This window comes from Allopontixanthobacter sediminis (assembly GCF_009828115.1).
In the GTDB taxonomy this organism is placed as follows: domain Bacteria; phylum Pseudomonadota; class Alphaproteobacteria; order Sphingomonadales; family Sphingomonadaceae; genus Allopontixanthobacter; species Allopontixanthobacter sediminis.
The window spans coordinates 490,686-510,724 of the sequence record NZ_WTYL01000001.1; the positions used below are offsets into that span (position 1 = coordinate 490,686).

General features: G+C 61.4%; 15 protein-coding genes. 12 read left to right on the plus strand and 3 right to left on the minus strand.

All coding sequences use genetic code 11. The features are described from left to right. Nucleotides 1–44 precede the first annotated feature (44 nt). The 8 genes from smpB (at nt 45) to alaS (ending at nt 12,288) form a co-directional block, all read left to right on the plus strand. Nucleotides 45–527, plus strand: a complete 483-nt coding sequence (gene smpB, locus GRI65_RS02585; RefSeq protein ID WP_160755572.1) for an SsrA-binding protein SmpB — start codon at nt 45–47, stop codon at nt 525–527. Between the two features lie 219 nt (nt 528–746). Continuing rightward, entirely contained in the window at nt 747–1,448 is a 702-nt protein-coding gene (locus GRI65_RS02590) for a DUF2062 domain-containing protein (RefSeq protein ID WP_160754957.1), read from the plus strand. Further along, nucleotides 1,445–3,961, plus strand: coding sequence for a hybrid sensor histidine kinase/response regulator (locus GRI65_RS02595; protein ID WP_160754958.1), 2,517 nt, complete (start codon nt 1,445–1,447; stop codon nt 3,959–3,961). Before GRI65_RS02590 ends, GRI65_RS02595 begins: the two co-directional genes overlap by 4 nt. 93 nt (nt 3,962–4,054) lie before the next feature. Further along, on the plus strand, nt 4,055–5,569 hold the full coding sequence (locus tag GRI65_RS02600) for a DUF4139 domain-containing protein (RefSeq protein WP_202391081.1): 1,515 nt from the start codon (nt 4,055–4,057) through the stop codon (nt 5,567–5,569). Nucleotides 5,570–5,571: 2 nt separating this feature from the next. Next, entirely contained in the window at nt 5,572–7,185 is a 1,614-nt protein-coding gene (locus GRI65_RS02605; protein ID WP_160754959.1) for a DUF4139 domain-containing protein, read from the plus strand. 156 nt (nt 7,186–7,341) lie between these two features. Then, complete coding sequence (recA, locus tag GRI65_RS02610; RefSeq protein ID WP_160754960.1) at nt 7,342–8,403, plus strand: recombinase RecA; 1,062 nt, start codon at nt 7,342–7,344, stop codon at nt 8,401–8,403. Between the two features lie 290 nt (nt 8,404–8,693). Further along, the gene (locus GRI65_RS02615; protein WP_232843894.1) at nt 8,694–9,524 is read left to right on the plus strand and encodes a class I SAM-dependent methyltransferase; all 831 of its coding nucleotides are present in this window, start codon (nt 8,694–8,696) and stop codon (nt 9,522–9,524) included. A gap of 109 nt (nt 9,525–9,633) precedes the next feature. Then, nucleotides 9,634–12,288 (plus strand): alanine--tRNA ligase, encoded by a 2,655-nt coding sequence (alaS, locus tag GRI65_RS02620; protein WP_160754962.1) that lies wholly within the window; start codon nt 9,634–9,636, stop codon nt 12,286–12,288. A 5-nt stretch (nt 12,289–12,293) separates the two neighbouring features. Here alaS and GRI65_RS02625 read toward each other — a convergent pair whose 3' ends face one another. The 3 genes from GRI65_RS02625 to GRI65_RS02635 form a co-directional block, all read right to left on the minus strand. Then, the gene (locus GRI65_RS02625) at nt 12,294–14,057 is read right to left on the minus strand and encodes a cation:proton antiporter domain-containing protein (protein ID WP_160754963.1); all 1,764 of its coding nucleotides are present in this window, start codon (nt 14,055–14,057) and stop codon (nt 12,294–12,296) included. A gap of 64 nt (nt 14,058–14,121) precedes the next feature. Then, nucleotides 14,122–15,807, minus strand: coding sequence for a GNAT family N-acetyltransferase (locus GRI65_RS02630; protein ID WP_160754964.1), 1,686 nt, complete (start codon nt 15,805–15,807; stop codon nt 14,122–14,124). A 76-nt stretch (nt 15,808–15,883) separates the two neighbouring features. Next, the gene (locus GRI65_RS02635) at nt 15,884–17,104 is read right to left on the minus strand and encodes an NADP-dependent isocitrate dehydrogenase (RefSeq protein WP_160754965.1); all 1,221 of its coding nucleotides are present in this window, start codon (nt 17,102–17,104) and stop codon (nt 15,884–15,886) included. Nucleotides 17,105–17,428: 324 nt separating this feature from the next. Between GRI65_RS02635 and bufB the strand changes: the two genes are divergently transcribed. Genes bufB through GRI65_RS02655 form a run of 4 tightly spaced genes read left to right on the plus strand, consistent with a single transcriptional unit; the run spans nt 17,429 to nt 20,034 of the window. Then, nucleotides 17,429–18,337: an MNIO family bufferin maturase gene (bufB, locus tag GRI65_RS02640; protein ID WP_160754966.1), complete on the plus strand. Its 909-nt coding sequence runs from the start codon at nt 17,429–17,431 to the stop codon at nt 18,335–18,337. A gap of 19 nt (nt 18,338–18,356) precedes the next feature. Beyond that, nucleotides 18,357–19,067, plus strand: a complete 711-nt coding sequence (locus GRI65_RS02645) for an HvfC/BufC family peptide modification chaperone (RefSeq protein ID WP_160754967.1) — start codon at nt 18,357–18,359, stop codon at nt 19,065–19,067. After that, nucleotides 19,064–19,513, plus strand: coding sequence for a DoxX family protein (locus tag GRI65_RS02650; protein ID WP_160754968.1), 450 nt, complete (start codon nt 19,064–19,066; stop codon nt 19,511–19,513). The genes GRI65_RS02645 and GRI65_RS02650 overlap by 4 nt, the downstream gene beginning before the upstream one ends. Beyond that, complete coding sequence (locus tag GRI65_RS02655; protein WP_160754969.1) at nt 19,510–20,034, plus strand: sigma-70 family RNA polymerase sigma factor; 525 nt, start codon at nt 19,510–19,512, stop codon at nt 20,032–20,034. Before GRI65_RS02650 ends, GRI65_RS02655 begins: the two co-directional genes overlap by 4 nt. Nucleotides 20,035–20,039: the final 5 nt, after the last annotated feature.

A 20,039-nucleotide genomic window follows, 5' to 3' on the forward strand; every position in this document is an offset into this window, starting at 1 on the left:
GCCCCCTTTAGTTCTCGATACTTTCTGCCTACATGCCCCTGACCATGGCACGCCCCAAGACAGCTGAATTCGACAAGCAGAAGATCGTCGCCGAAAACCGGCGCGCACGGTTCGATTATGCCGTTGACGACAAATTCGAAGCCGGCATCGCGCTGACTGGCACGGAAGTGAAAAGCTTGCGCGCTGGCGCTGGCTCGATCGCGGAAAGCTATGCCGAGGTGCGCGACGGCGCCGTCTGGCTGGTCAATTCCAACATCCCCGAATTCAGCCATGGCAACCGCTTCAACCATGTGCCCACCCGACCACGAAAATTGCTGCTCCACGAACGCGAGATCGGCAAACTCCGCGCAGCGGTCGAACGCAAGGGGATGACGATGGTCCCGCTATCGATCTACTTCAATGGGCGTGGGCGCGCCAAGGTGGAGCTCGCCCTGGCGAAGGGCCGTCAGACTCAGGACAAGCGCGAATACGTCAAGGATCGGGATTGGAAACGGGACAAGGCCCGGTTGATGCGCGAAAAGGGGTGAGCGACAAAATCGTCACATTGGTCGCATAATTGGCGGACATGAAGGGTCGCGCGATTTCGTCCCTGTTCATCAACTTTCGGTTACCCATATCCCAGTCATGACCACGCCCTGCGATCACTCGTTTCCCAGCCGTTGCGTATCGCCATCTCCGGAAGGGGCGCAACACTGGTCGAAGGGCTTGCAACACCCGCACGAGGCGCGCAATGCGGCGCTGCAACCATGACGGACAATTCTAACAAGCTGCAGGCCGGAACGGGAGCTGCCAATTCGCAGGGGAACGCTCCGCGCGCGCGTAGCGATCAGAAGATTTCATTCCGTTCGAAGACGTTTCTCGCGGACGTCTATCGCAAATACGTCCCGACCCGCGAAGAAATGGCGGAGAACCGATATCTCAAGCCGATCGCCCATCGGTTCCTCAGCCCCGAATTGTGGCGTTTTACCCGGCGGTCGGTACCGCGCGGCGTGGCATTAGGCCTGTTCGCGGGGTTCATCATTCCGCTGGGGCAGGTGTTCGTTGCGGCATTCCTGGCGCTTCCCGCGCGCGCCAACGTCCCCTTGGCGGCGCTGGTTACCTTCGTCACCAACCCGTTCACTTTGCCGTTCTGGCTGCTGGTGGCGAACAAGGTCGGCGCCTTCGTGCTCAAGATCGATGCCGCCACAATGGGCGCGGCCAACGCAGAATTGACGAGTGGCCGCTGGCAGCAATTCGGCTGGTTCCTGGAAACCGCAGGCGTTACCGCGTTCGGGTTTGTCGTGCTGTCGGTAGTGACCGCCGCTATTGGCTATGTCGTGTCAGGTATGATCTGGCGCGTCATGGTCGGCCGCCGCCGTAGCCGCAGGCTCAAGCTGGGTGCTGCGCGATCAGAGCAGCGGATGAAGGATGCCTGCGACGCTGCGGAAACGAAAGCCTCCGAAGCATGAAGCAGACGTTGCGGGGGGCGGATGCGGGAGCAATCCTTGCGGGGCAACCTGCCAGGCTGGCTGCACTGGGCGTTGCCTTGTTGGTCAGCGCCGCGGTCTTGTGGCTCATAACCCAGCAAGTCATACCCACGATTGCCTTCCTGTGCGGGTTGCTCGTCCTGGCCGCAGCGGGCTTTGCCGTCAGCCGGATGCCCGCCAACGCGGACGACGCCGCATTTGCCGCGCCAGACTGGTCGGTCACTGTCACAGCGATCGAACAGCCCGGCATAGCCATTGCAATAACAGACCGGGCCAACCGGCTGACCTGTGCGAACGCTCTCTATGCAGAATGGTTTGGCGCGAACCATGCACCTCCCAGCCTCGCAGTTGACCGCGCCGGCCTGGAAGCGCTGGCGATTGCGGCCCGGCAAGCATGGCGCGATGGCAGCGGAGTGGTCGCCCGACTGGAGAGCGCGGGCGGTCACGATATCTGGCGCGCGCATGCGGAACGGGCCGGGCGCGGTGACGATTATCTCGTCTGGCGGTTCGAGCTGCTGCGCGGGGAAGACATCGCACTGACGGTCGCGGGGCGTTTGGCGGGACCGTTTGGCGCACTGTTGTCGCGCGCCGGGATCGAAGCCGCCCTCGTCGGCGCGGACGGGATTATCCGGGCCGCCAACCAGGGTTTCGCCGAGCGAGCCGCCGGCGACGGATCTGCCACCATGGCCGGGCAGGAGTACGCGGCCCAATTGCGTATAGACGAACGCGACCAGATATTCTTCGCCCGGGATACGCGGCGCGCCAGTCCGCAGACCCTGATCCAGATTCCCTTGGACGATCCGGACAAACGGGGTGTTTCAACCGGGTTCGACGCCAAACCTTCCGCCGCCGGCGGCAGAGCCAATGTCGGGGAAGATGCCCCCTCGCTTATGCTCCTGATCGATGGCGGAGTAGGCCTCGGCGGGAATCTGGATGGTCCGGGACAAGCCGCAACTCCGCAATTGGAAGCTCTCCTCGGCGCCTTGCCGCTGGGCTTGGCCATGACGGACCGCGATGGCCGTTTCCTGTTTGCCAACAGCGCATTCCTCCGTGCCATCGATTTGGAGGATGCGGGCTTGCCGCAGTTCCCTTCCGACCTGGTAGTGCGTGAAGACAAGGCTGCGCTGTCCGACGCGGTCCGCCGGTTCGGACGCGGGCCGGGCAGCAACGGTGACATGGCGGTGAGGCTGCTCAGCCAGCCGGACGAGCCGGTATCGCTGGGTCTTGCCGGGGTCCGGGGTCTGGGCGAGGCTGCAGTGCTTCTCAGCCTGGCCGATTCCACCGAGGAAACGCGCCTCAAGCGGCAGATTGCCCAAGCCACGAAAATGCAGGCTGTCGGCCAGTTGGCCGGAGGCGTCGCGCATGATTTCAACAATGTCCTGACTGCGATCATTGGCTATTGCGACCTGATGCTGTTGCGGCACACGCCGGGCGATAGCGACTACGACGACATCCAGCAGATTCGCGCTAATTCCAATCGCGCGGCCTCGCTGACCCGGCAGTTGCTCGCCTTCTCGCGCCAGCAGACGCTGCGACCCGAAGTTGTCCAACTGCCCGATATCGTCAGCGAAGTGAGCCAATTGCTCAAGCGGCTGGTGGGCGAGAAGATCACCTTTACTATCCGTCATGACCGGGACTTGGGCCCCGTTCGCGCCGATCCGCAGCAATTGGAGCAGGTGATCGTGAACCTGGCGGTAAACGCCCGCGATGCGATCAATGCGAATGGAGACGGGACCGGCAAGCTGACCCTGTCCACCCGCCGGGTGTCCGCCAGCGATGTGCGCAAGGCCGGCTCCGACATTATTCCGGTCGCCGATTATACGGTGATGGTCGTTCAGGACAGCGGCGGTGGTATTCCTCCCGAACTGTTGGGCAAGATCTTCGAACCGTTCTTCACGACCAAGGAACAGGGCAAGGGCACCGGGCTCGGGCTGTCGACGGTATACGGTATCGTGAAGCAATCGGGCGGGTTCATCTTCGCCGACAATATCAAGGGGCTGCACGGCCGTCCTGACGGCGCCCGGTTCACGATTTACCTGCCGGTGCACCACGGGGAACCGGTCGATACGTCCAAGCCCGTGATCGACCAGAAGGCGAGCAAATGGTCCGGCGGAGGCCGCTTGTTGTTGGTGGAGGACGAGGCGATGGTCCGTGCAGTGGCCGAACGTGCGCTGACCCGTGCCGGTTATGCCGTGACCACTGCGAGCGACGGTGAAGAAGGCCTCGCGGAAATCGTCCGGGGCGGGGAGTTCGACCTGATCGTGTCCGATGTGGTGATGCCCGGCATGGACGGACCCACGATGGCGCGCGAGATTCGTGCAATCAATCGTGCGTTGCCGGTTCTGTTCATGTCCGGCTATGCCGAAGAGCAATTGCGGCGGGACATCGATATCGACAATATGTACTTCATCCCGAAGCCGTTCAGTGTCCAGCAGATCAGCGACAAGGTCGGTAGTATTCTTGGTCTGCAAGAGCGGCTTCCGCAAGATAAATGATACTATGTAACATTCATCTTCGGTAAAGGCTTGTCGGCTGACAAGCGACGTAGAATCCAGGCGCGGGTTTGTGCCATCAGGGGGGAATGAAGGATGATCGCGACACGCAAGTCCGTTGGAAAACACCTTGTGGGCGTGGGGGCGGTAATCGCTTTCGCTGCAGCCGCGTCGGCGCAGACCGCCAGCGAGAACCTTACCAACCCGGATGCTACGTCCCAAGGCGATGTCTCGGTAACCATCTACAACAACGGCCAGGCGCTTGTGCAGGATATTCGCCAACTGCCGATAGCGCAGGGGCGTAGCCGGATCGAATTCCCGGATGTGTCGGCACAGATCCGGCCCGAAACGCTCAGTTTCAACGCTGAAGGAGCCGGGATTGTCGAGCAGAATTTCGACTTCGACTTGCTCACTCCCGGCAAGCTCATGGAAAAGGCCATTGGCCAGACGATCACCCTGATCCGTACCAATCCAGCGACTGGCGCCGAAACGCGCGAGCGGGCAACTGTCCTGTCCACGGCAGGCGGTGTGGTGGTGAAGATCGGCGACCGGATCGAAGTCCTTCGGGATGACGGCTTGCCAGTGCGGGCGGTGTTCGACCGCGTTCCGCCGAACTTGCGGGCGCGGCCTACCTTGTCGGTAACGGTTGATGCGGCGCGCGGTGGAATGCGCCCGGCCTCGATCCGCTACCTGACCCCCGGCCTCGGCTGGTCGGCGGACTATGTCGCTCTGTTCGATGAGCCCAAGGGCGCAATCGACATGCAGGGCTGGGTGACCCTGACCAACAACACCGGCACCACGTTCCACGATGCGAACACGCTGCTGATCGCCGGAAGTCCCGGGCAGGGAAGCGGCCGCCGTTCGCCGCCGCGTGGCATGGTGCGCCCCGGCACTGAAAGCGCGGCGCGCGAACAGGTCGGCGATTTCTATCTCTATCCAACCAACGCCCGCACCACGATCGCCAACGCGCAGACCAAGCAGGTCAGTTTCCTCGATGTGCAAGGCGTACCGGCGAGACGCGTATATACGCGTACGGTCGACTGGCTGCAGAACGATGGCGGCCCTCAGCCGGTGTCGAGTTCGCTCAGTTTCGCTACCTCCCGCGCTGCCGGGCTCGGGGATGCGTTGCCATCCGGAACGGTCCGGTTCTACCAGCGCGACAGCAAGGGCACGCCGCAGTTCATCGGTGAAAGCAACATCGGCCACACCCCGGCCGGCAGCGAATTGATGCTGACCACCGGCAACGCGTTCGACGTCTATCTCCAGGCAGAGGTCGAGACGCGTCAGAAGATCACCTCGTCCGAGTGGGAACGCTCGTCGCGATACCGGGTGATCCAGGACGGCGAAGTCGTAACGCAGGTCGAATCCGAACGACCGGTTGAATATTACCGTACGACCATGCGCTACACGATGACCAACGCGAAGTCGGAGCCGGTCAATATCGACCTAGTCCAGTCCGGCCTCGACCGAGGGTGGTGGAGCCACGATTTCCGGATTGTCAGCGAAGATGTGCCCGGCGAACAGATCAATCTCGGCAGCCGGAAGTGGACTGTCCCGGTACCGGCCAACGGAACGCGCGAATTTCGCGTGACCTACGAAGCGCGCTACTAAGCGTGACGCTCAGGCCATTCGTACTGGCAATGGCTGTGGCGCTGGCTGGCGGTGTGCTACCGGCAGCCTCGGCAGCGCGCGACGCGGTTGATGCGTCCGCCCCAGTCGATCTCGCGGTGACCATCTACCGTGATCCCGGCCGCGGCGAGGGGGAAGCGATGGACCGCAACTGGCCCAAGGGCTTCGCGATGATCAGCGAAACACGCGATGTGACACTTCCACCCGGCGAATCCACTATCCGTTTCGAGGGCATTGCCGAGGGCATGGTGGCAGTCAGCGCGATAGTGACGGGCCTGCCGGGCGGAACAATCGAGAAGAACCGCAACGCGGATTTGCTCTCCCCCGCAGCCTTGGTGGACGGAACCCTCGGCAACCGTGTGACCATTACGCGCACCAATCCGGCCACGGGGATTGCAGCTTCGCAATCCGCGATCATCAGCAGCCGCGCTGACGGCGGGTTGGTGCTGAAAACTTCCGATGGGTATGAAGCGGTGCGCTGTTCCGGCTTGCCGGAGGGGCTGACATTTCCGACGATCCCCGCGGGACTGTCCGCCAAACCGGTGTTCTCCATCGACACGCGCGATGAAACCGGCGGCACTTACCGGGTTACCCTGACCTACCTAGCGTGGGGCTTCGACTGGCGGGCGCATTATGTCGCAACGCTCGATGACCGCGCGGATGCGGGCAAGCAGCGGATCAGACTGCTGTCATGGCTCACCGTGCTCAACGACAACGGTCAAAGCTTTGCCGACGCGGAACTGATGGCGGTTGCGGGCACACTGAATGTCACCAGCGATTTCGAAAATCTCGCGGACGCGCCGACGGGGCGTGGCCTGCGCCTGACGTGCTATCCAATCGGCAGCACTGCCGCGGGATCGCCGATCGGCTATCCCCCGCCGCCACCTCCTCCCCCTCCTCCGGCAATGATGGCGCCTATGATGGATGAAGGTATGATAGTCAGCGGAATGCGGGCTTCCTTGGAGGTAGCCAAACTGGCCGTGACTGCCGTTGAAGAGCAATTGGGCGATCTCAAGCTGTACCGGGTCCCCGAACGGATGACGGTCGCCGCCAAGGGGCTCAAGCAGGTCGCGTTCCTGCAGCGCGGCGATGTGAAGGCTGACCTGCTGTACACGGGCAGCTGCAGCGCATGGGACGACGCAATTGGTCCGGCGGCAGCCACCATCGAATTAGTGACCAGGAATGACAAGGAACACGGCCTCGGGGTCGCCTTGCCGATGGGCGGGATAACGATATTCGAACCATCATCTGCCGGCGACCTGCTGGTTGGCGAGGACAATTTGCGCGACTACGCGGTCGGGCAGGACGTCGAAATTCCTCTGGGCCCAAGCAGCGAAGTATTTCTCGCCTGCAAGCGCCTGACTGGCTTGCCTGCGGAAATGACGCCGCGGCAATGGGTGCAGATGGAATCTACGGTTACCAACGCAAATCCGGTTCCCATCCGGATACGTCTAGACCTCGGCGGGACGGGCGAATGGGAACTTCGCAAGACGCGCGGCGCCAAGGTCAAAGATGGCCAGCACATGCTCGAAATGACCGTACCAGCCAACGCTTCTCGTGTTCTGTCGTGGAAATTGCGCCCCGCCGCAGGGGCTTAGCCGTTGAAAAGCCGACAATTACGCCGTTTGATGTGGCCTCGCCGAAAAGTTTCGTTCCCCTCTTGTTCTAACGGAACAGATGCGGTACATACTGCATCAGTGGAACAAGCGGGACGAAAATGCACGGCCCCCTAGGCAACTGATGGAGCACATGTCATGGCGACTAATCTGAAGCTTGTAGAAGGTAATGCAATGAATCCCGATCGTCAGAAGGCATTGGACGCCGCTCTCGCCCAGATTGACCGCGCATATGGCAAGGGATCGGCGATGAAGCTGGGTTCCAAGGAAGCCATGCAGATCGAAACGATTTCGACCGGGTCGCTCGGTCTGGACATCGCCCTTGGCGTAGGCGGTCTGCCGCGCGGGCGGGTAATTGAAATTTACGGTCCGGAAAGCTCGGGCAAGACCACTCTCGCGCTGCATACCATTGCAGAAGCGCAGAAGGCCGGCGGTACTGCGGCGTTTGTCGATGCCGAACACGCGCTTGACCCCGTTTACGCCAAGGCGCTCGGCGTCGATATCGACGAGTTGATCGTCTCCCAGCCGGATACTGGTGAACAGGCGCTGGAAATCGTTGATACGCTGGTCCGCTCCAACGCGATCGACGTGCTGGTGATCGACTCGGTGGCGGCCCTGGTTCCGCGCGCCGAAATCGAAGGCGAAATGGGCGACAGCCATGTGGGCCTGCAGGCCCGCCTGATGTCGCAGAGCCTGCGCAAGCTGACCGGTTCGATTTCCCGTTCGAAGACGATGGTGATTTTCATCAACCAGCTGCGCATGAAAATCGGCGTGATGTACGGCAACCCCGAAACGACCACCGGCGGCAACGCGTTGAAATTCTATGCTTCGGTCCGGCTCGATATTCGCCGCACCGGCCAGATCAAGAACGGTGACGAGATTGTCGGTAACGCGACCCGCGTCAAAGTGGTCAAGAACAAGGTTGCGCCGCCGTTCAAGCAAGTCGAATTCGACATCATGTATGGCGAAGGCGTGTCCAAGCTGGGCGAGATACTTGATCTCGGGGTGAAGGCCGGAATTGTCGAGAAGTCGGGCTCGTGGTTCAGCTACGACAGCATCCGGATCGGCCAGGGCCGGGAGAATTCGAAGCAATATCTCAAGGACAATCCTGAAGTTTGCAACAAGTTGGAAGCTGCCATTCGCAGCCGCACCGACAAGGTTGCCGAGGAGATGATGAGCGGGCCAGTCGCGGACGCCTGATCGTCATATTCTCAAGCGGGTGCGATAATGGTGCCCGGGAAAACGGAAAGCCGGCTCGCGCGTCCTTGTAGGACCCGGGCCGGTTTTTCTTTGCCGGTCTTCGGCTTCGTTACCATCCGGGAAGTTAAACCAACCAGACCCGCCGCCGCAATGTGAAAGCCAGACTACAACCAACCCAAACTACCACCCGCGCCAAGCTTGCAGTGGTGGCTTTACGAAAAAGACGAACTCTTTTACTAACTCTCTCAGTCGGATGCGCGTCGCTCTAGACAACGGTGCAGGGGGCCTTGATGGAGCCAAGCGAATGGGAAGGGTCGGTCGGGACCAAATGGGCCCAGGAATGGCGCCGGACCGACCGTAGTTTTGCAGGCCTCACCGACCGATTGCTCGGTTACGCCCGCGCCGAACCCATTTCATCGGTTGTCGATATTGGCTGCGGTGCCGGCGAATTGTCTCTCGCTCTGGGGCGGAGCCATCCCCACGCCGAGCTCCTCGGCATAGACATCAGCCAGGACCTGATCGAAGCGGCGAAGTCACGCGCAATAAATTCACCCAATGTCCGGTTTGAAGTTGCGGATGCGGCAAGCTGGCGGTCTGAGACTTTTACTCCGGATCTTCTTCTGTCCCGTCACGGAGTGATGTTTTTTCCGGACCCTGCGGCTGCCTTCGCCAATCTGCGCCGGAACGCCGAACCATCAGCGCGGCTCATCTTTTCTTGTTTCCGGTCCGTTGACGATAATCCTTGGGCATCCGGGCTCACGGAGCTGTTGCCCCCGGGCATGTCACAGCCGCCGCAGTCGATGGTGCCGGGCCCCTTTGCCTTTGCAGACCGCGATGCGGTCGAGGCAATGCTTGGCGCGGCGGGCTGGGAGGATATCGAATTCACGGCAGTCGATTTCGCCTATATTGCCGGAACGGGCGAAGACGCCGTTGCCGACGCCAAGTCCTATTTGCTGACCATCGGCCCTGCCGCCCGCGCGGCCGCAGAGCTGGGCCCTGCCGATCAGGCGGCATTTGTCCGGCGTTTGGACAAGTTCTTGGAAAGCCACCTTGACGGTGACCTCGTCGCTTTGCTGGCAGGCGCGTGGATCGTAACAGCCCGGGCTCCGGCCTCCCGCTGAGCCTTGTTGCGTCCGGTCGCCGACGCCATAACCGTTGATCGAACCGCTCGCTCACATCAAATGGCTTAATGCGCTTGTCGGCATGGCCGCGATTGCTTAATTGCCCCCGATGCAATCGACCAACGAAATTCGCCGTTCCTTCCTGGATTACTTCGCATCGAAGGATCATGCATCGGTGCCCAGCGCACCGCTGGTGCCGTATAACGATCCTACCCTGATGTTCGTCAACGCCGGGATGGTCCCGTTCAAGAACGTCTTTACCGGTCTTGAGGCTGCGCCAGCGCCGCGCGCCACGAGTTCGCAGAAATGCGTTCGGGCGGGGGGCAAGCACAACGACCTCGACAATGTCGGCTATACGGCGCGGCATCACACGTTTTTCGAAATGCTCGGGAATTTTTCTTTCGGCGATTATTTCAAGGAAGAGGCGATCACGCTCGCGTGGAACCTCCTGACCCGGGAATGGGGCCTCGCCGCGGATAAACTGACTGCGACCGTCTATCACACCGATGACGAGGCGTTCGATTTGTGGCGCAAGATTGCCGGATTGCCGGAAGACCGCATCATCCGCATCGCGACGTCGGACAATTTCTGGTCGATGGGCGATACCGGGCCATGCGGTCCGTGCAGCGAAATTTTCTACGACCACGGCGATCATATTCCCGGCGGCCCGCCCGGGTCACCCGATGAGGACGGTGACCGCTTCATCGAGATATGGAACCTGGTGTTCATGCAGTTCCAGCAGGACGCCTCCGGTGGCCGCACCGCCTTGCCGAAGCCGTCGATCGATACCGGCATGGGCCTCGAACGGGTGTCCGCCGTCATGCAGGGCGTGCACGACAATTATGACACCGATACCTTCAAGGCTTTGATTGCGGCTTCCGAGAGTCTCACCGGCGTGGCCGCAGAAGGCGAAAACCAAGCCAGCCACCGGGTTATTGCCGATCATTTGCGATCGACCAGCTTCCTTCTGGCGGACGGCGTTCTGCCGTCCAACGAAGGGCGCGGATATGTGCTGCGGCGGATTATGCGCCGGGCTATGCGTCACGCACACCTGCTCGGTTCGGGCGATCCCCTTATGCACCGGCTCGTACCGGCGCTGGTCGCGGAAATGGGCCAGGCCTATCCGGAATTGCATCGCGGCCAGGACTTGATCCAGGAAGTGCTGGAGCGGGAAGAAACCCGTTTTCGCCAGACGCTCGACAAGGGGCTTCGCTTGCTTGACGACGCCACCGGCTCCATGTCCGCAGGCGACCGCCTCGACGGTGAGACGGCTTTCAAGCTCTATGACACGTTCGGCTTTCCCTACGACCTGACCGAAGACGCCTTGCGGGCGCGCGACATCGGCGTCGACCGCACCGGTTTCGAGGCTGCCATGGAACGGCAAAAAGCCGCAGCCCGCGCGGCATGGAAGGGATCGGGCGATGCCGCTTCGGGCGAGGTCTGGTTCGATATCGCCGAACGGGAAGGGGCGAGCGAGTTTACCGGTTACACCTCCACCAGCGGGGAGGGCCGGGTGGTCGCGTTGCTCAAAGATGCCCGGGAAGTCCAGTCCGCCGAAATTGGCGACACGGTGGTGGTGCTGACCAACCAGACCCCGTTCTACGGCGAGAGCGGCGGGCAGGCCGGCGATGTGGGAACTATCTCAAACCCTGGCGGGCTGCAGATGGACGTGTCCGACACTTCCAAGCCTCTGGGCCGCCTTCACGCACATCACGGGACGGTCAACTCGGGTTCGATCAAGGTGGGCGACACGGTCCACCTCGATGTGGATGCCGAACGGAGGGACCGGATTCGGGCTAACCATTCCGCAACCCATTTGCTCCACGCGGCGCTGCGCGGCCGCCTGGGCGGGCACGTCACGCAGAAGGGATCGCTGGTTGCGGAAGACCGCTTGCGGTTCGACTTCTCGCATCCAAAGCCGCTCACCGACAAGGATATCGCGGCCATCGAGCGTGAAGTGAACGACGAAATTCGCAGCAACGAGGTCGTCTCCACCCGGCTGATGACTCCGGAAGATGCGATCGAAGCCGGGGCGATGGCCCTCTTCGGCGAAAAATACGGTGATGAAGTGCGCGTCCTGTCGATGGGCCGCCCGGGCGGTAGTGGACAAAGCTATTCGGTCGAATTGTGCGGCGGCATCCATGTGACCGCGACAGGCGATATTGGCGTGTTCCGGATTATCTCCGAAAGCGCGGTATCATCCGGTGTGCGCCGGATAGAAGCGTTGACCGGTGAAGCGGCGAGGCGGTGGCTTGTCGGCCGCGAGGAAGCGCTTAAATCTGTAGCCAGCGCCATGAAAACCGCACCGGAAGACGTCGCGTCGCGCGTTACTGCGCTGCTCGACGAGCGCAAGGTGCTGGAGCGCGAATTGGCTGAAGCCCGCAAGCAGTTGGCGCTCGGCGGGGGCAGCGCCGCTGCGGGTCCGAAAGACGAGGACATTGGCGGCATCACGTTTTCCGGACAGGTGATCGAAGGGTTGGACCCGAAGGAATTACGTCCGCTGCTCGACCAGACCAAGACGCGGCTCGGCTCGGGCATCGCCTCCGCAGTCGCGATCAACGACGGACGGGCGGCTTTTGCGGTTGCGGTAACCGACGATCTGACAAGCCGGTTCGACGCGGTTGCGCTCGTGCGGATCGGCGTGGAAGCGCTTGGCGGCAAGGGCGGCGGCGGTCGGCCCGACATGGCTCAGGGCGGCGGACCGGATGCGTCGCAGGCCGACGCTGCACTTGATGCGCTACGGGCAGCCATTGCGGCCGGGTAAGGAAGTCAGCCCGCCGCGCCCACGTTGCTCGTGCGAAGTTTCGGTTTCACCTCGAGTTTGGCGTCCTGCTGGATCTTGATCCGGAATTCGTCGCGCTTTTCGTGGATCGATGCGATCACCGGACCCATGGCGACGCCGAGGTCGACCAGCACTGCCTCGGACAATTGCAGTGAGCTTTCGAGTGTTTCCGGAACCGCGTGGCTGGCCCCGCTGCGGTAGAGTTCGGCGGCGTGCCTTGTGTCGCGGGCGCGCGCGATGATTGGCAGATCGGGATAAGCCTTGCGTAATTTCGACGTCAGGCGCTGCGCCAGCACCGGCTCGTCCATCGTCAGGATGATTGCCAATGCATTCTCGATCCCGAGGTTTCGTAGCGCATGCCCTCGTGCGGCGTCGCCGAAGGCTGCGCGGTATCCCTCGCGCTTGGCGGTCTCGATCAGGTCGGCGTCGGAATCGATTGCCACATAGGGTTTGCCGTGAACGGTCAGCATCTGGGCCACGAGGCGGCCTACGCGGCCGGCGCCCACGATGATGACGCGCGGAGTGCCGCGGTCTTCGGGGGGCAATTCCGGCGCCGGTTCGACCTTGCGCGCAACGATCCGGCCGAGCCGGGCGAGGACGGGAGTGATGGTCAATCCAATCGCGGTCACGATCTGCCAGAACTGAGCGGTGCCGGGCTGGATCAGCAGCGCCGAACTTGCGGCTGCGAGAACGATCAAGGTGGTTTCGGACGGGCTGGCCATCAGGATGCCCGTTTCCGTCGCGGTGCTCCGCCGTGCGCCCATCATGCGCAGCAACAGGCCGGTGACCAGCGCCTTGAAGGTAAGCACGAGGACTACCGCCAGGGCGATCGGACCAAAATTGTCCCAGATCGTGGTAATGTCGATACTCATGCCCACGGTGATCAGGAACACACCCAGCGCGAGACCTTTGAACGGCTCCATGATGGATTCAACTTCGCCGTGATATTCGGTTTCGGCAATCAGCAGGCCGGCGATCAGCGCGCCCACGATGGGCGAGAGCCCGACCGCGGCGGTGGCAAGGCTGGACCCGATAACGACGAGCAGGCTGGCGGCAAGGAACAGTTCCGGGCTCTTCGTGCGGGCCGCTTGGGCGAATAAGCGGGGGAGGGCCAACCGTCCCAGAACCAGCAGGGCGACTACTACCAGGCCGCCGAGCCACAAGGTGTCGAGCAGGCCTTCCCATCCCTCGTTTTGCGCGTAGGGCGCCATCGCGCCCAGCATGAAGATGATCGGCACGATTGCGATGTCTTCGAACAGCAGCATGGAGAGCGCCGCGCGCCCGACGGGGCTGGTGGTACCGGCGATCGGCAGCACGATGGCCGTGGAGGAAAGGGCAAGGGCCAGGCCAAGCCCCAAGGCACCGGTCCAGTATTGCCCCAACATGGACAGGAATATTGCCAGCATCCCGCCGATGATAATGAGCTCCAGCGCGCCCAGCCCGAAGACCAGCTTGCGCATGGTCCAGAGCCGTTTGAACGAAAGTTCGAGGCCGATGGTGAACAGCAGCAAGATGATCCCGAATTCCGCGAACGGCTCCAGCGCCTCGGGATCGGTTATGGTAACGTGTTCCAGCAGCGGATAATTATAAACCAGCTTACCGAGGCCGAACGGCCCGACCAGCAGCCCGATCAGGATGAACCCGATGACCGGAGTGATCCGGAACCGAGTAAAAACCGGGATCACGATTCCTGCAGCGCCGAGAATTACCAGCGCATCGGACAACATCGGGGAAGAAAGTTCGCCAGCCATAGGGGCCTTCTATGGCACGCTGGGCGCGCTTGTCACGCGGCTTGGACCGCTTTGGAGGGTAAGTTCAGCCGCCGCCGGGACTGTGCGGACCCTTGGGTGCCGAGACCGATGCATCCTGGTCTGCGCCGATCCGGTATTGCTCGGGATTTGTCGCGGCACGTTTATCCCACGCGATGCGGTACAAGTCGAACCGGCGATCGGCGAGGTTCTGCACCGTCCCCTCGGCGCGCGCCCAACTGAGGTCGGCCAGGTTGACGTCGCTGATGGTCAGGGTCTCAACATTCTCGCTCGCCTCGGCAGCGATACCGTCCCGCGCGAAGGGGAAATCGCACGGCGTGAGGATGCAGCTCTGGGCATATTGAATGTCCATGTTGGCCACATTGGGCAAGTTGCCCACGTTGCCGCTCATAACCACGAAGCACTGGTTTTCGATCGCCCGGGCCTGCGCACAGTAACGCACGCGCATGTATCCCTGTCTGCTATCGGTGCAGAACGGTACGAAGATTATCCGCGCGCCTTCGTCGACCAGGCGGCGGGCCAGTTCCGGGAATTCGCTGTCGTAGCAGATAAGCACCCCTATCGGGCCGCAATCCGTGGGGATCGCGTCGATGGAATCGCCGCCCTTGATGTTCCACCAATAGGCTTCGTTCGGGGTCGGGTGAATTTTTTCCTGCGAATAGATCGATCCGTCACGCAGACAGACATAGGCGACGTTGTGAATGTCGCCGTCTTCCAGTCGCGTCGGGTGGGAACCGCCGATAATGTTGATGTTGTATTTCAGCGCCATGTCCGACAGCGTCTGGCGGATTTTCGGGGTGTACCGGGACAACGTCTCGATCGCTTCCAGGGGCGTCAATTCCTTCTCTTCGAAAGACAGCAGCATGAGCGTGAACAATTCAGGAAAGACAATGAAATCCGCTTCATAATCCGCTGCCACGTCGACGAAATATTCGATGTGGCGGATGAATTCCGCGAAATCCTTGACCGAGCGTGCTTGCAATTGACAGGTGGCGATGCGGACGCTTTCGACCCCGCGCGGCAGGCGGTGCTTCTGCGGCTTGTCATGATCGACATAGGGGTTGCGCCACATCATGTGGACCGCGAATGCCTTCGATTTCTTGTCTTCGGGCAGGTAGTTCGGAAGGATCCCGATCGGTTCGAATCCGTTGGCGAGTTGAAAGCGCAGCACCGGATCGTGGATCTTGTTCTCGATGACCTGGGCAAGGTAATCCTGCGGCCCATCGACCTTGCGCCAGAACCGTTTGAGGTTTGGCATCCGGCCGCCGAACACGATGCCGGTCAGTTCGAGCCGCTCCGCCAGCGCGCGCCGTTCCTCGTAAAGCCGCCGGCCGATGCGTGTGCCGCGTGACTTGGGATCGACACACATTTCATAACCATAAAGCCACTCGCCGGTGGGAAGGTGGCGCGAACCGAACCCGTTGCCGGTAATCTCGTCCCAGCTATGCGGCTTGAGCGCAGTGTTGGCGCTGAGCCGCATCGACGCGCAGTAGCCGACGAGAACGCCGTCCATCTTGGCGACAAAACAGCCGTCGGGGAAATTGTTGATCTGGCCGCGGATTTCGCCGTGGGTGTAGGCGGGGAGGTCGGCATAGGCACGCCGGACCAGATCCGCGATCGCCCGCACGTCGGCTGGCCGGGCCTGTCTGACTTCGAGGCGGGCCTTGCCTCGGCGTTCCTTGTCCGTAGTGCTCTCTGCGTCGGAGGAAGCTGGTTTGGACGAGTTCGCCATGGGTTACGCTTTCAAGAAAGAAGGCCGCGCAGACCCCAAACAGGATCGGCACGGCCCCCAATCGTCATTTGAGGAATTAAGCCCAGTTCTGCATTTCTGCATCCAGGTTGGTTACGATCGCCTCGAAGAATTGTTCCGTGGTCAGCCAGCTCTGGCCAGGGCCGATGAGCAGCGCCAGGTCCTTGGTCATGTGACCCTTCTCGACCGTTTCGATGCAGATCCGCTCGATGGTTTCAGCAAACCGGACCACGTCGGGCGTGTTATCGAACTTGCCGCGGTACATCAGGCCCCGCGTCCATGCGAAGATGGATGCGATCGGATTGGTGGACGTTGCCTTGCCTTGTTCGTGCTGGCGGTAATGGCGGGTGACAGTGCCATGCGCGGCTTCCGCTTCCACGGTCTTGCCATCAGGTGACATGAGCACGGAAGTCATCAGGCCGAGCGAGCCGAAACCCTGTGCAACCGTGTCTGACTGCACGTCGCCGTCGTAATTCTTGCAGGCCCAGACGAATTTGCCGCTCCATTTGAGCGCCGATGCTACCATGTCATCGATCAGGCGATGTTCGTAGGAGATGCCGGCTTCGGCGAACTTTTCCTTGAATTCGCTTTCGAAGATTTCTTCGAACAGATCCTTGAAGCGGCCGTCATAGGCCTTGAGGATCGTGTTCTTGGTCGAGAGGTACACCGGCCACTTGCGGTCCAGCCCGTAATTCATCGAGGCGCGGGCGAAATCGCGGATCGAATCGTCGAGGTTGTACATCGCCATGGCGACGCCGGGGCTTTCGAACTCGAACACGTCAAGGTCGATATTCTTGCCGTCGGCACCTTCAAACACCAGGCGGAGCTTGCCCGCGCCGGGGATCAGGGTGTCGGTGGCACGGTACTGGTCACCGAAGGCATGACGGCCAACCACGATCGGGTCGGTCCATCCCGGCACCAGACGCGGAACGTTGTCGATCACGATCGGTTCGCGGAAAACCACGCCGCCAAGGATGTTGCGGATCGTGCCGTTGGGCGAACGCCACATTTTCTTGAGGCCGAATTCTTCCACGCGGGCTTCGTCCGGGGTGATCGTGGCGCATTTGACGCCGACGCCGTATTTCTTGATCGCGTTAGCGGAATCGACCGTGATCTGGTCGTCCGTCTCGTCGCGCTTTTCGATCGAGAGATCGTAATATTTAAGGTCGATGTCCAGATAGGGCAGGATCAGCCGTTCGCGGATCCACTGCCAGATAATCCTGGTCATTTCATCGCCGTCGAGTTCGACGACCGGGTTTGCTACCTTGATCTTCGCCATGGTCTTCCTGTGCCTGTTCTTCCGAGAGTTGGAGGGGCTTTAGCAGAGGAGGCTTGAGGCGCAAGGCGGGGGCTTTGAATTCCGCCGGGCGTCCAAAAGAAAGCGGCACCGCGTATCAGCAAAATTTTTCGCGGGGTGTAACAATGATCCGCGAAACGGCGAATCCAAGGTGGAGCGGGCAGTTAGTCCGGCTTTGCCAAAGAGGAAAAACCGATGGTTCAGACCTACACTGCCGCTGCCGATTTGCTCGTCGCTGACCGCGCATCGCAGCGTCCGTTCCCGCTGGGGGCCTAGGCCCTCGGGTCGCGGCGGATACTGGCTGGCATGAACATTCCTTCCGAACTGCCCCCCACGGTGGGAATAGGGCTCAAGCCGCAACATTATGCGGTTGTGCTGGAGTCCGTGTCAGCCAGTATTCGCTCTACAGGTTCGGCCCAATCAGCGAAGCCCGGCTGGGTCGAGGTCCATCCGCAGAACTATTTTTGCGATGGCGGCCCGCCTCATCGCTGGCTGGAAGAGATAGCGCAGCATTTTCCGGTAAGCTTCCATTCCGTGGGTCTGTCGCTCGGAACGGCATCGGGGGTGGACCGCGAGGAACTCGGCCACCTCGCTGCACTGAGTGCCCGGTATTCGCCCGCATCCATTTCCGACCATTTAAGTTGGAGCGGAAACACCAGCAATCGTTACCCCGACTTGCTGCCCGTTCCTTATACCAAGTTGGCGCTAGATCACTTCGTTACGCAGGTCTCGATTGTGCAGGAAAAGCTCGGCCGAAAAATCCTGGTCGAGAACCCCTCGCGCTATCTCGCCTTTACGGGAGACGAAATGGGCGAAGTGGATTTTCTCCATTTGCTGTGTGAGCGCGCAGGTTGCGGCATCCTGTTCGATATCAACAACGTCGAAGTCTCCGCGACCAATCTCGGCTTCGATCCGTGGACTTTCGTGGACAACGTCGATCCGGCGCTGGTTGGCGAAATCCATCTCGCCGGCCATGCGCGCGAAGAGCACCCTGAAGGACCTTTGCTGATCGACGATCACGGTTCGCCGGTATCGCCCCTGACATGGGCGCTCTTCGAGAGATTTGTCGGCCGCTCGGGTCCCAAACCTGTCCTGATCGAATGGGACACCGGCGTTCCGGAATACGGCATCCTGATGGAGGAGGTGGCGAAGGCTGAGGCGATCATGCGTGATGCCGGGGTCGCCAAGGCGAGGGCAGCCCATGCAGTCGCTTGAAGATATGCAGGCGTCGATGATGACGATGCTGGACAAAGGGCCGACCTATCTTGAGCCGGGGCTGTTCGAGGGGGCGCCGATGAGAATGCTCCGCGGCCTGAAAGTCCATGCCAACACGGTGTCGCATGCGCGGCTGGTCGCCTTGGAAGAAACATTTCCCAAGACCCGTGAGTGCCTTGGGCATCCGGAATTCAACGAACTATGCCGGGATTACATCGACTATCCTGGCGTGACCGGTTTTTCGCTCGATCAAATCGGCCGGAAATTCGCGGAGTTCCTCGATGCCCGCCTCGTCGCTGACGAAATTCGTGATCTTGTTCGCGTTGAATGGGCCTGGCTTGAAAGCTACCATGCTGCCGAGGCGGTGCCGCTGGAGCTTGCCGACCTTGCCGGCCTGAGCGACGCTGCAGTCCTTGATATGGAGATTGTCCTGCACCCGTCGGTTCGGACGATCGGGTTCGATGCCCCGCCCCATGAAGTGTTGGTCTCGGAAGCCCCAGGTTTGGCAAATGCAGCCGCCTTGATGATCGTCCGGCCGCAAGAGCAAGTTCTGATGTCGCCGCTGGACTTCGCCCAACTGGCAGCAACGGGTTATGCCGCCGAGCCTGTCAGGATTTGTAACCTTCTGGCGTCGCTGGGCGAATTGCAGGACGGAACCGAACTGCTTCCGACATTGATTTCGCTGATCGGAACAGGCGCATTTATCGGCCTTCGAGGATTTCAGGCATGATCGCATTGTATGACCGGGTGACGGTATGGCTTTCGGCGAAGGTCCCGGAGGCGGTCATGCTGCTGTTCGTGCGGATCGCGCTGGCGGGGATTTTCTGGCGCTCTGGCCGGACCAAGGTTGAGGAAGGCAGCTGGTTTTCGATCAGCGACATCACCTATTATCTGTTCGGCGAGGAATACGCCAACGTGCCGCTGCCGTCCGATTTCGCCGCCGTGATGGCTACCGTTTCCGAGCACGTCTTTCCGGCCCTGCTAGTTCTGGGCTTTTTCACGCGTCTGTCGGCGGGTGCGCTACTGGGCATGACCATGGTCATCCAGATATTCGTTTACCCTGACGCGTGGTGGCCGGTACACTCGCTGTGGGTCGCCCTGGCGCTGGTGCTGATCGTGCGCGGCGGCGGGATGTTCTCGCTCGATGCGCCCTTGCTGGAGAAGGTCCGCCGATGATCGCAGACGATGCCACGATGGCGCGGCTGATGGCGATGTCGCAGGCGGGGGACCGCCAAGCCTATGCGACATTGCTGGCCGAATGCCAGAAATGGCTCAAGCGCTTCTATGCGCGGCGGATCGTGCCGCACCAGATCGACGATCTGGTGCAGGACACGCTGCTGTCGCTCCACCGCAAGATTGCCAGCTACGATCCTGCCCGGCCATTCCTGCCCTGGCTCGCGGCGATCGCGCGGTATCGCTGGGTCGACCATCTGCGCAAGGTTTACAAGGCGGATGAGACCGGCTTCGACGACAGCTTCGCGGCAGACAGTTCCGAACCGGCGATCGTCGCGCGGATCAGCCTCGAGCGGATGTTTTCCTATCTGCCCCCGGCCCAGGCGCGCGCCATCGAGCTGGTCAAGATCGAGGGGTTGTCGATCGCCGAAGCTTCCCACGCCTGCGGCCAGAGCGAATCGCTGGTCAAGGTCAATATTCACCGGGGGCTGAAGAGGCTCGCCGCCATGATCGAGAAAGAGTAATCTGC

Excerpts from the sequence above, each read along its gene's own strand:
- recA (WP_160754960.1), top strand. The coding sequence starts at position 7,342 with ATGGCGACTAATCTGAAGCTTGTAGAAGGTAATGCAATGAATCCCGAT.
- GRI65_RS02635 (WP_160754965.1), bottom strand. The coding sequence starts at position 17,104 with ATGGCGAAGATCAAGGTAGCAAACCCGGTCGTCGAACTCGACGGCGAT.
- smpB (WP_160755572.1), top strand. The coding sequence starts at position 45 with ATGGCACGCCCCAAGACAGCTGAATTCGACAAGCAGAAGATCGTCGCC.
- bufB (WP_160754966.1), top strand. The coding sequence starts at position 17,429 with ATGAACATTCCTTCCGAACTGCCCCCCACGGTGGGAATAGGGCTCAAG.
- GRI65_RS02630 (WP_160754964.1), bottom strand. The coding sequence starts at position 15,807 with ATGGCGAACTCGTCCAAACCAGCTTCCTCCGACGCAGAGAGCACTACG.
- GRI65_RS02650 (WP_160754968.1), top strand. The coding sequence starts at position 19,064 with ATGATCGCATTGTATGACCGGGTGACGGTATGGCTTTCGGCGAAGGTC.
- GRI65_RS02600 (WP_202391081.1), top strand. The coding sequence starts at position 4,055 with ATGATCGCGACACGCAAGTCCGTTGGAAAACACCTTGTGGGCGTGGGG.
- GRI65_RS02645 (WP_160754967.1), top strand. The coding sequence starts at position 18,357 with ATGACGATGCTGGACAAAGGGCCGACCTATCTTGAGCCGGGGCTGTTC.
- GRI65_RS02595 (WP_160754958.1), top strand. The coding sequence starts at position 1,445 with ATGAAGCAGACGTTGCGGGGGGCGGATGCGGGAGCAATCCTTGCGGGG.
- alaS (WP_160754962.1), top strand. The coding sequence starts at position 9,634 with ATGCAATCGACCAACGAAATTCGCCGTTCCTTCCTGGATTACTTCGCA.
- GRI65_RS02625 (WP_160754963.1), bottom strand. The coding sequence starts at position 14,057 with ATGGCTGGCGAACTTTCTTCCCCGATGTTGTCCGATGCGCTGGTAATT.
- GRI65_RS02615 (WP_232843894.1), top strand. The coding sequence starts at position 8,694 with ATGGAGCCAAGCGAATGGGAAGGGTCGGTCGGGACCAAATGGGCCCAG.
- GRI65_RS02655 (WP_160754969.1), top strand. The coding sequence starts at position 19,510 with ATGATCGCAGACGATGCCACGATGGCGCGGCTGATGGCGATGTCGCAG.
- GRI65_RS02590 (WP_160754957.1), top strand. The coding sequence starts at position 747 with ATGACGGACAATTCTAACAAGCTGCAGGCCGGAACGGGAGCTGCCAAT.